The sequence below is a fragment of the Streptomyces sp. CB03234 genome (genome assembly GCF_001905885.1).
Taxonomy (GTDB): domain Bacteria; phylum Actinomycetota; class Actinomycetes; order Streptomycetales; family Streptomycetaceae; genus Streptomyces.
Window position 1 is genome coordinate 789,069 of record NZ_LIYH01000004.1, and the last position, 11,034, is coordinate 800,102.

Sequence of the window (11,034 nt, forward strand, 5' to 3'; positions counted from 1 at the left end):
GGCGTGCCGTCGCGGTGGACCGTGTAGCCGGTGGCGCCGCCGACGGCCGACCAGTCGAGGGTGATCGTCGACTCGGTGGCGCCGGTGGAGACCAGGCCCGTCGGCGCGGGCAGGGTGCCCGGGCCCGGGGGACCACCGGCGGAGTCCAGGCCGAAGAAGCCGGCGATCCAGTGGCCGGAGCAGATGGTGTCGAGGAAGTACGCGGCCGTGGCACCGCACTGCTGGGGCCCCGTCCCGGGGTCGACCGGGGTTCCGTGGCCCATGCCCGGCACGCGGTCGACCTCCACGGCGACCGTCCCGTCAGCGGCCACGTACTGCTCCTGGCGGGTGGAGTTCGGCCCGATGACGACGGTACGGGTGGGTGTCTGCGACAGGCCGTGCAGCGCCGTCCACTGGTCGCGCAGCTCGTCGGCGTTGCGCGGCACCACCGTGGTGTCCCGGTCACCGTGCCAGATCGCCACCCTCGGCCACGGCCCCGTCCACGACGGGTGGGCGTCGCGTACACGTTGCGCCCACTGGGCGGGGGTGAGGTCCACACCGGGGTTCATGCAGGAGTACGCGGCGGCCGTGTCCCTGGCGCAGTCGTACGGCAGCCCCGCGACGACCGCGCCGGAGGCGAAGACGTCGGGGTAGGCGGCGAGCATCACCGAGGTCATCGCGCCCCCGGCGGACAGGCCCGTCACATGGACCCGCCGCGCGTCCGCGCCATAGGCGGACACCGCGTGCGCGACCATCTGCCGGATCGACGCCGCCTCGCCCTGGCCGCGCCGGCTGTCCGGCGTCTGGAACCAGTTGAAGCACTTGTTGAGGTTGTTCGACGTGGTCTGCTCGGCCAGGACCAGCAGGAAGCCGTGCCGGTCGGCGAGCTGCGCCAGGCCGGAGTTGTCCGCGTAGACCTGGGCGCTCTGCGTGCACCCGTGCAGGGCGACCACCACGGGCGGCGCGGCGGGCAGGGACGTGGGCCGGTACACGTACATGTTCAGCGCGCCGGGGTTCGCCCCGAAGGCGGTGACCCGGGTGAGGCCGACGGCGGCGTGGGCGGCGGGCACCGGTCCGGTGAGGGCGACGGCGACGGCCAGGACCAGGACGGTCAGCGCGGCGACCAGCCCGCGCAGACATTTCGGTGGGGCGCCGCCTCCGGGGGGCGTACGGCGGAAGAACGACGGGGGCATGGCGGCTCCTCGGACACATACCGGCGGGTTCCCCGCACCGTAGGGGGCCCGGATACCGGCCGGTATGTCAGCGCGCACCACAGTGGGGACCGCACCGGGCGGAGACCGGGGGATTGCGCCGGGCCGCCCCGCCTGCTAGGCGCCGGGCCCCGTGCCGGCGAGCGGTGGCGGGCTGCGCGCACCGCACCGGATCATGCCCCGTACACTCGTCCACCGCTGCCCGCAGCGGCGGTGAGCGATCAACAGACGTCTTCGGAAAGGTATTTCGACATGGACTCCGCCGTGCGAGGCGACGCGCCGATCTACGACAGCCTCATCGAGGAGCGCGGTGACGTCCCCGCCGACGTCCGCCGCGTGGCCGAGGAGACGCTCCGGCAGCTCACCCGGGCGCTGGACTTCAGTGCCGTGGGCCGGTCATCGGGGTATCCGGGCATGGGCTTCCCGCCCCCGGCATCCATATGAGCGGGGGCGGGAAGCCGCCAGTGCCCCACGGCCGGCCGCCGTGGTTCAGGGCTGCTCGTCGATGAGCCCGCACACCCAGGCCAGCGCGTCGTGGACGCCACGGACCTGGGCCGCGCGCTCGGCGCTCTCGGTCGGGTCCCCCAGCTGCACCACGGCCGCGTCCAGCTCCGCCGTGAGCAGGTGGCTGGACGGCACGCGGCCGGTGCCGGCGGCCCCCGTCACCGGGGCTTCGGCGGCCCGACCGAGCGCCCACTCCAAGGCCGCCACAGCGCCCAGCGAGAACGGCGTCCGCAGCCCGGGCGTGGCCGCCTTGTGCTCGAGCCGCTGGTACGCCGCCTCGACCTGCGCCCGGGGCTTGGTGCCGATGAGCACATCCTGGTTACGTTCGGAATCCACTGCCATACGTGTACGTCTCACCGCAGCGGCCGATGCGATGCCCCGAAATGCGAAATTCCTTGAGGTTCAGGGCAGCACTCAGGGCAGCGTTCAGGGCAGGGTCCACTTCTGATTGGGTCCGGTGTGGCAGGTCCACAGGTGCAGGCGGGTGCCGTCGTTCCAGGTGGCGCCCTCGGCGTCGAGGCACTTCCCGGACCGGGGGTTGCGTACGGTGCCGTCGGCCTGGGGCTGCCACTGCTGGGCTCCGGTGCCGTTGCAGGTCCACAGCTGGATCCTGGTGCCGTCGGCGGTGCCGCCGCCGCTGACGTCCAGGCACTTGTTCAGCGCCCGCAGGGTGCCGTCGCCGGGGACCGTCCACGTCTGCGCGGTGGTGGCGTTGCAGGTCCACAGCTGGATCTGGGTGCCGTCGGCGCTCGACCCGTTGGCGACGTCCGCGCACTTGCCGTTCACGCCCTTCACCGGACCCGTCCGCGGGCCGGGCGGCGGCTGGGTACCGCCGGACGTCTTGACGCGGACGTTGCGGAAGGACACCTGGTCGCCGTCCCCATGGTTCTGGAGGCCGATGTGCCCCTGGGCGAGGCTGCGCGCGGGGTCGGTGTTGGTGAAGTCGTTGATCTTGCGTCCGTTGAGGAAGACCTCCAGCCGCTCGCCCGTGACCCGGATCTCGTACGTGTTCCACTCGCCTGGCGGATTGAGCGCGGCGTCGCGGGCGGCGACGTCGGCCGACTTGAAGCCGTACACCGCGCCCGTCGTGCGGTCCGCGCTGTCCGTGGCGTCGATCTGGATCTCGTACCCGTTGTTCACCGCCGACCAGGGATCGTCGGACGCGGGGAACCCGACGAGGATCCCGGAGTTGTCGTCGCCGTCCATCCGCCAGTCCAGCTTCAGCGAGTAGTCACCGGTGATCTCCCGGGCGGAGTACCACAGCATCCCGAGCCCGCCCTGTGACGTGAGCGTACCGTCGCTGAGCGTGAACGACCCCGGGCCCGCCTGCTTCCAGCCGGCCGTGCCCGAACCGTCGAACAGCGGAACGTACCCCGTCTCCGGGCGGCAGTCCGCCTCGGTCATCCCCGCCGCCCACCGGATCCCGCCGAGCAGATGCCGCCGGAAGGCGGCTTCCGTGTACGACTCGTCCGTGTGGCCGCCGCCCGTGTAGAAGGCACGGCCTCCCCGGTAGTCCTTGCACCAGGAGATCGGGTGGTCTCCGGACATGTTCCCGCCCGAATAGCTGGACTCGTCGAGCGAGGCGAGGACGTGCGCGGTGGTACGCGGATTGGAGCGGTAGTTGTACCACTCGTCGAACCGCTGCCAGGTGGGGCCGAGGTGCGCCGTGGCGTCATGGGCCCGGTCCTCCACCTTGACCCTCGCGGTCTGGTTGTGCGGGTGGGAGTGGAACAGGGCCCCGGCGAGACCGGCGTAGAAGGGCCAGTCGTACTCGGTGTCGGCGGCCGCGTGCACGCCCACGTACCCGCCACCGCCCTGGATGTACTGCTCGAACGCGGTCTGCTGCGCCGCGTTCAGCACGTCGCCCGTGGTGGAGAGGAAGACGACGGCCTTGTACTGGGCGAGGTTGCCGGCCGTGAAGGCCTGGGCGTCCTCCGTCGCGTCCACGGTGAAGTTGTTGCCGCCACCCAGCTCGCGCAGTGCGGCCAGCCCGTCGTCGATGGAGGAGTGGCGGAAGCCCGCCGTCTTGGAGAAGGCGAGGATCTTGTACGCGGGGTCCGCGGCGGGACCTTGCTCGGTGGGGGTCGCCGCCGGTGCGGCGGACACGCACAGGAGCGCGCCCGCGAGCCAGCAACCGGCCTTGGTGAGAGTGGAACGCATGGTGGTTACGCCTCCTTCCTGCTACGGCAGGGTCCATTTCTGGTTCGCTCCGGTGTGGCAGGTCCACAGGTGCAGGCGGGTGCCGTCGTTCCAGGTGGCGCCCTCGGCGTCGAGGCACTTCCCGGACTGGGGGTTGCGTACGGTGCCGTCGGCCTGGGCCGCCCATTTCTGTGCTCCGGTGCCGTTGCAGGTCCACAGCTGGATCCTGGTGCCGTCGGCGGTGCCGCCGCCGCTGACGTCCAGGCACTTGTTCAGCGCCCGCAGGGTGCCGTCGCCGGGGACCGTCCACGTCTGCGCGGTGGTGGCGTTGCAGGTCCACAGCTGGATCTGGGTGCCGTCGGCGCTCGACCCGTTGGCGACGTCCGCGCACTTGCCGTTCACACCCTTCACCGCACCCGTCCGGGGACCCGCGCTCCCGGTGGTGAATCGGAAGTCGTCCACGTCGAACAGAGCGCCGAGGCCGCCCTTGAAGACGAGGTACAGCGTCGTCGTACCGGCGGGCCGGCTGGTGAGCGGTGTGGAGACCTCCTGGAACGTCTCCCAGCCGCCCGTCACCGGCACCGTCGCCGTACCCAGCAGGGTTCCGGTGGGCGAGCCGGCCCGTACCTCCAGGGTGCCGCCGACACCGCCGGAGGCGACGCGGGCGGTGAACCGGGTGGCGTCGTCGAGCGCGTACGGAGTGAAGGAGATCCAGTCGCCGTTGTCGATGTGGCCGACCGTCTTCCCGCCGTGGGCGGGGGTGTGGCTGACGACCTGGACGCCCGACGAGCCGCCGTAATGCTCGGCCTGCCGGTGGCTGGGCTGGCTGATGTTCTGGTCGTGGGTGGTCAGCGCGGGCTGGCCGTTCGCGCCCTTGTCGGTGTACTCCGCGTCCCACACGCCGAAGATGTTGGCGTTCGGATCGTGCTCGCCGTCCGCGATGGTCTGCACGGTGCCGGAGCAGCCGGTCGCGGAGGTCTGCGGGTGGCCGTGGCTGTCGTGCCCGATGATGAAGGTGACCTTCACCTTCGTACAGTCCACGGTGCCGTCCTCCGGGTCGGAGACCGTGACCTTGAACGGGACGGCCGCGCCCGGGTCGATGATCCGGCCCTCGGCCGGCAGCTCCAGCTTCACGGTCGGCGCCGTGTTGCCGACGGTGACCTGGACGGAGGCGGTGGCGCTGCGGCCGGTGCCGTCCGAGACGGTGACGGTGGCCGTGTACTGCCCGTTGGCCGTGTACGTGTGGGACGGGTTGGCGGCCGTCGAGGTGGCGCCGTCGCCGAACTTCCAGGCGTATGTCAGCGGGTCGCCGTCCGGGTCGGAGCTGCCCGCCGAGGAGAACGCCACGGTCAGCGGCGCCTGCCCGGAGGTGCGGTCGGCCTTGGCCTGGGCGACGGGGGAGCGGCCCGTGGTGACGTGCTCGATGCGGTACAGGGCGGAGTTGGCGTCGCCGTTGAAGTAGCCGGTGCCGTAATCCAGTACGTACAGGGCCCCGTCCGGGCCGAAGGCCATGTCCATCACCTGGGTGCCGTTCCAGGGGAAGGGGTTGATGGACTGGACGGTGCCGTCGGCGCCCTGCACGATGCGCTTGATCCACTTGCGGCCGAACTCGCCGGCGAAGAAGTTCCCGTCGTAGCTCTGCGGGAACTTCACGTCCGACGTGGAGGCGGCGTCGTAGCGGTAGACCGGCCCGCCCATCGGCGACTCCGAGCCGCTGCCGAACTCCGGTACCGAGCCGCCGTCGTACGGGATCCAGGCGGGCTGCGCCGGAGGCAGGTCGGTGAGGCCGGTGTTGCGTGGCGAGGTGTTCTTCGGGGCCGCGCAGGTGAACTTGGCGCCGGTCGTGCCGGTGGCGAAGTCGTGGTCGCCGTACGCGTCGTTCTTGCCGATGCAGTACGGCCAGCCGAAGTTGCCGGCCTTGGTGATGCGGTTGAACTCGACCTGTCCGGCCGGGCCGCGGGTCGGGCTCGCGGTGCCGGCGTCGGGGCCGTAGTCACCGACGTACACGATGCCGGTGGGCTTGTCGACGCTCATCCGGAAGGGGTTGCGGAAACCCATGGCGTAGATCTCGGGGCGGGTCCTCGCGGTGCCGGGGGCGAAGAGGTTGCCGGAGGGGATGGAGTACGAGCCGTCCGCGTTGACCTTGATGCGCAGGACCTTGCCCCGCAGGTCGTTGGTGTTGCCCGACGAACGCTGGGCGTCGTAGGCGGGGTTGCGGGAGGGACGTTCGTCGATCGGCGTGTAGCCGTCGGAGGCGAAGGGGTTGGAGTCGTCGCCGGTCGAGAGGTACAGATTGCCCTGGGCGTCGAAGTCGATGTCCCCGCCCACATGGCAGCAGATCCCGCGCGAGGCCGGTACGTCGAGGACCTTCCGCTCACTGGCCGGGTCGAGCGTGCCGTCCGCGCGGAGGACGAAGCGCGACAGGCGGTTCACCCCGTCGAAGGGGGCGAAGTCGGCGGCCGTGCCGTCGCCGGGGGCGTCGCCGCCCGGTGTGGTGAGCTTGGGCGCGTAGTACAGGTAGATGTGGCGGTTGGCGGCGAAGCCCGGGTCCACGCCGACGCCTTGGAGGCCCTCCTCGTCGTGGGAGTAGACGTCGAGCTTGCCCGACACCTTCGTCGTACCGGCGGCGTCGGTGAGCCGCAGGGTGCCGTCGCGCGAGGTGTGCAGGACGGAGCGGTCCGGGAGGACCGCCATGGTCATCGGCTCGCCGGTCTCCGCCACGCCCTTGGCGAGGGTGACCTGCTGGAACTCCTCGGCGGCGGGGGCCGCGGCGGTGGCTGCGGTGGCGGGGGTGAGGAATCCCGCGGCGAGTATCGCGGTGAGGAGGAAGGCCGGCCCCCGACGGGGCCGATACGGTCTTGTGCGCACAGGAGTCTCCCGGGAACGGTGGGGGAAGCCCGGCGGTCCGGGGTGTGGGGCCGCAGGGGGAGCACTGGGGGAGCACAGGCGCGCGCCGTCGCGCCGAAAGGTCGCCGGTCACGGCTCATGACCGGTTCGTTTCAAGGAAGTTAGCGGGCTTGGTCCGGTCGCGTAACCCCTTTCGCATCGGCTTTCGCAACTTCTTCCTCGGTCAGGACAAAGGGCCGGCGGCCCGCCTGGAGAGGCGGGCCGCCGGTGGAACGAGGGTCGTGCAGCCGGTGCTCAGAACACGCTCACGCCGTAGGCGCTCAGCGCCTCGGTGACCGGCTGGAAGAACGTGGTGCCCCCGCTGGAGCAGTTGCCGCTGCCGCCGGAGGTCAGGCCGAGCGCGGTGCTCCCCGAGAACAGCGCGCCGCCGCTGTCGCCCGGTTCGGCGCAGACGTTGGTCTGGATCATGCCGTAGACGACGTCGCCGCCGCCGTAGTTGACGGTCGCGTTCAGGCCGGTGACCGTACCGCCGCGCAGACCGGTCGTGCTGCCACTGCGCTGGACCGACTGGCCGACGTACGCGTTGCCCGCGGCCGTGATGTCGCGGTAGCCGCCGTTGTACAGGTACACGCGGCCGTCCGCCGCCGAGGCGTTGGAGTGCCGGATGATGCCGTAGTCGTTGTTCGGGAAGCTGGAGCCCGCACGGGTGCCGAGCACGGTGGTGTTGGAGGAGTTGGTGTACCAGGTGCTGCCGATGTTGGTGCAGTGACCGGCCGTCAGGGCGTAGTAGGTGCTGCCGCTGCGGACGTTGAAGCCGAGCGAGCAGCGCCCGCCGCCCACGTAGATGGCCTGGCCGCCCGCGATGAGCTTGTTGAACTTCCCGGGGGTCCGCTTGATGTCCAGGGCGCCGGCCCGGCTGCCGGCGGCCTCCTTGATGCGGGCGAGTTCGGCGGCCGAGACGGTGGAGTCGGCCGTGACGACGAGCTTGCCGGTCTTCGCGTCCGTGTACCAGGCGGTGCCCGGTACGTCGGCGCTCAGGACGGCGTCGCTCGCCTCGGCCAGCTGGGCGGCGGTCGCCGGCGCGCCGTCGAGCGGGGCGGCGCCGGCGCTGGGTGCCGCAAGCGCGGAGGCGGCCAGGAGAGCGGCCGCGACGGCGGTCAGCCGCGCGCCTCTCGCGATGCCGCCGAGGGGGGTGAAGCGCTTGAAGTTCACTGCATCCTCCGGTGGGGGATCCATGGCCCGCTGGGTGGGCGGGCTCGACTGGGCGCCGGCAGGGCGGTACGCGACGGATGGTGTCCGTCATGTGCCTGACAAGCGGCGCGGTAGGAATCCTGGGCTCCGGTCGGGTGCGTGGGCAAGATCGCCTTTTGGTCGCGTGCCCTGGTGTGCTCCGGGCGGGCTCGCCGCGGCACGGCGGGCGCCCATGATCCCGCCTCTCGCGGCGGCCGGTTGCCGTACGTGGAGCGGCGAGGTGCAAAGGCGGGGAACTGTTTGCTGATCGTTCATCAGCTCGCCCTTGGCGCGGGTGCGGCCGGGGGAGCGCCGGTGAGCGCGTGGCCGTGGCGGACGGCAGTCGAATAGGCCGTTCGAGCAGTTCAACGTTTAACGGAACGTCGGTGCGGGGTGCGGCGGCATGGGCGGGCGGCGCCCGTCGCCAGGGCCGCCGGCGCGAGTGACGGCAGCCGGCGGTTGCAGTGGCTCCCGCAATCCGGACGCCACGGAGCGGGGAAGGCCCGTCGGCGGTGGTGGCCTGATGCACCTCCGCCGCCGAAGGGGCGGCAGCCGCCCGCGGTGGACCTCGCGGACACCCGCCCCCACTCCGGCGCGTCTCCTTATGCGCCGATCACTCCCGTTCGCCCGGCCCGCCCGCGTGTCCGGATCCCGTCCCTGCCCCTCCCTCCGCCCGGTCGTCGGCCACCGCTGCCGGCGCACGGGGTGCACCGGGTGTAAAGAGCCCGGCCGCGAGGAAGTCGGGAAACACCGGCGAAGCCGGGTGGAGGAGAGGCGAAGGAGAGACATGAAGGACCGCGACCACAAGCCCGAAACCGCCGCCGAGGAGCTCCTGGACGAGTTCGAGGAAGCCGAGCTGCGCCTCGACGACGGGGGCCCGGACGAGCACGACAAGGAAGCCGCGGACACGCTCACGCCCAGTGAGACGGGTCAGGAGTCGGTGCAGAACGACAAGCACCGCCGCGATGGAAAGACTGCCTGACGGCGCCCCCCAACCGCCGACCTGCACACCGGCCCGTACCCGGGCGAACCGCACACCTACCTGCGCCCGGGGACGCCCGGCACACCGGCCCGCACGCGGGCGGCCGACCCACCCGCCCGGGCCGGGGCAGGCCCCACACGTGCCCGGGTAACGGCCCGCCACGGCACGCCCTGGTCTGGCCGTAGTCGGCCTGCGCGTCCCGCCCGGTCACGGGCACCCGGCTGTGAAGCGCCCCACCCCTCGGCGTCCGCCCCGCCCGGCCATGGCGGCGCGCCGCACACGCCCCTGGGTCCGGCTCAGCACACGCTCCCGGGCGTAGCTCGCCCCGCCCCGGCCTGCCCGTCCGGCCCGGCCAGGGCCCCGCATCGCCGGGGCGTGGCCCACCCGGGCCCCACACGCCCCGGTCACGGGCGCCCTGCGGCGCCCGGTCCGCGCCGGCCACCCCGGACCACCCCGGAATGGCCCAGCACCCGCCCACGCGCCGGGGGAACCGCCTAGCGGTCCACCACGAGGCGGCGTGCGGCCGTACGCGCGGTGCGCAGCGCCGACGCGCGGTCGCTGCCGTGCTGGCTGAGTACGACCCGCGTGCTCAGCCCGTCCAGCAGCGCCAGGAGCATGTCCGCCCGTTCCGGGACCTCCGGCTCCGGAATGGCGAAACGCCCCTGAGCCGCCCCCTTGGCGAGCAGGGCCTCCAGGTCGGTCTGCCACCCCCGGTCCAGTTCCTCCTGCGCCGCGCGCAGCGGCCCCTCCCCGGTCGTACGGGCCCACAGCTCGATCCACACCGTCCAGCGCGGGTCGCGCGGGCCGCGCGGCAGGTACAGCTCCATGAACTGGTCGAGCTTCCGCTCGGCGGTCGTACGGCGGCCGAGCAGCGCCCGCCGCTCCTCGGCCAGTGCCGTCTCGCTCCAGCGCAGCGCCTCCAGCAGCAGCCGGTCCTTGCTGCCGAAGTAGTACAGGATGTGGCCGCCGCTGGTGCCCAGGCGTTCGGCGAGCGCCGCCATGGTCAGGGACGCCAGACCGTCCTCGGCGATGGCCGCCATCGCCGCTTCGAGGATCCGCTCCTGCGTGATGCGCCCGTCCCGCCGCCGTGCCGTGCCCGCGCCTGTCACTGTCCGGCCTCCGCCCTCCTGCCCGCCCACTGCCCATGGACCTTATCCCGAAGGAGGTGCCCAAGGTCTTGACGGGCTCCCGCCCATGCCCCATCTTGAATGCCGTTCTAACTCTTAGAACGGCATTCAAAGTTTGGGAGGGGCGGATGGTGACCGGACTCGGCACAGGAGTCGCGAGCGACGAGGTCTTCCACGTCGAGACGCACGGGATCGACCCGATCCCCGACAGCGACCGGCACGGCAGCCCGAAAGACCTGTTCTGGCTGTGGTTCGGCTCGAACCTGACCTTCACCTACGTGATCAACGGCGCCCTCGCCGTCGCCTTCGGCCTGTCGTTCTGGCAGGCCACCGCCGTCGTCGTCATCGGCGGCCTCGCGTTCTTCGTCGTCAGCGCCGCCGGCCTCAGCGGCGTACGCACCGGAACCGCGACCCTCGTCATCTCACGAGCCGCCTTCGGCCACCGCGGCAACATCCCCGCCGGATTCCTCAACTGGGTCGTCAGCATCGGCTACACCATCGTCAACACCGTCGTCGGAACCCTCGCCCTGGAGGCGTTCTTCGCCGGCCTCGGCTGGTGGGCCGCCGGTGACACCGGCCGCGCGCTCGCCCTGCTCATCACCCTGACACTGACCTTCGCGGTCGCCATGTGGGGTCACGCCACCGTGCAGCTCGCCGAACGCTGGCTGGCGTACGTACTGGCCGCCGGCTTCGCCGTCTTCCTGCTGTTCACCATCCCCCAGGCCGACCTCGGCGCCCCGTCGGCCGGCGGCGCCGGTGTGTCCGCGTGGAGCTGGGCCCTCGTCGTCGCGCTCGCCGGCCCCTTCTCGTACCTGCCGATGCCCGCCGACTACACGCGCTACCTGCCCCGCCGCACCCCGCTGCGCGCCATCACCTGGACCGGAGCGCTCGGCGGCTTCGTCTCCTCCGTGGCCCTCGGGATCGGCGGCGTGGCCGCCGCGACCAGCACGGACATGACCGACGCGGTGGCGGGCGCCGAAAGCCTGCTGCCGGGATGGTTCCAGCCGCTCTTCCT

The 11,034-nt window shown here is 72.1% G+C and carries 8 protein-coding genes and 1 pseudogene; 3 read left to right on the top strand and 6 right to left on the bottom strand.

Going from position 1 to position 11,034, the window contains the following annotated elements:
• Window positions 1-236: 236 nt before the first annotated feature.
• Window positions 237-1,172: pseudogene (locus AMK26_RS38715) on the bottom strand (extracellular catalytic domain type 1 short-chain-length polyhydroxyalkanoate depolymerase); the annotation flags it as partial.
• 270 nt (window positions 1,173-1,442) lie between these two features.
• On the opposite strand from AMK26_RS38715, the gene AMK26_RS20600 reads away from it, so the two are divergent.
• Window positions 1,443-1,634, top strand: a complete 192-nt coding sequence (locus AMK26_RS20600) for a hypothetical protein (protein WP_073756136.1) — start codon at window positions 1,443-1,445, stop codon at window positions 1,632-1,634.
• Window positions 1,635-1,679: 45 nt separating this feature from the next.
• Here the strand turns inward: AMK26_RS20600 and AMK26_RS20605 are convergent, their stop codons facing one another.
• The 4 genes from AMK26_RS20605 to AMK26_RS20620 form a co-directional block, all read right to left on the bottom strand.
• Entirely contained in the window at window positions 1,680-2,030 is a 351-nt protein-coding gene (locus AMK26_RS20605; protein ID WP_241837980.1) for a hypothetical protein, read from the bottom strand.
• 90 nt (window positions 2,031-2,120) lie between these two features.
• Complete coding sequence (locus AMK26_RS20610; protein ID WP_073756138.1) at window positions 2,121-3,854, bottom strand: ThuA domain-containing protein; 1,734 nt, start codon at window positions 3,852-3,854, stop codon at window positions 2,121-2,123.
• A gap of 21 nt (window positions 3,855-3,875) precedes the next feature.
• Window positions 3,876-6,701 carry a carbohydrate-binding protein gene (locus AMK26_RS20615; RefSeq protein ID WP_073756139.1) on the bottom strand — a complete coding sequence of 942 codons (2,826 nt, stop codon included), beginning with the start codon at window positions 6,699-6,701 and terminating at the stop codon, window positions 3,876-3,878.
• A 273-nt stretch (window positions 6,702-6,974) separates the two neighbouring features.
• On the bottom strand, window positions 6,975-7,892 hold the full coding sequence (locus AMK26_RS20620) for a S1 family peptidase (RefSeq protein WP_073756140.1): 918 nt from the start codon (window positions 7,890-7,892) through the stop codon (window positions 6,975-6,977).
• Between the two features lie 805 nt (window positions 7,893-8,697).
• On the opposite strand from AMK26_RS20620, the gene AMK26_RS20625 reads away from it, so the two are divergent.
• A complete protein-coding gene (locus AMK26_RS20625) occupies window positions 8,698-8,892 on the top strand; it encodes a hypothetical protein (protein WP_073756141.1) in 195 nt (64 codons plus the stop codon).
• Between the two features lie 494 nt (window positions 8,893-9,386).
• Here the strand turns inward: AMK26_RS20625 and AMK26_RS20630 are convergent, their stop codons facing one another.
• On the bottom strand, window positions 9,387-10,001 hold the full coding sequence (locus AMK26_RS20630; protein ID WP_241837981.1) for a TetR/AcrR family transcriptional regulator: 615 nt from the start codon (window positions 9,999-10,001) through the stop codon (window positions 9,387-9,389).
• 146 nt (window positions 10,002-10,147) lie between these two features.
• Here AMK26_RS20630 and AMK26_RS37910 point away from each other — a divergent pair.
• Window positions 10,148-11,034 (top strand): purine-cytosine permease family protein (locus AMK26_RS37910; protein WP_241837982.1); only part of this gene is annotated, 887 nt, incomplete at its 3' end.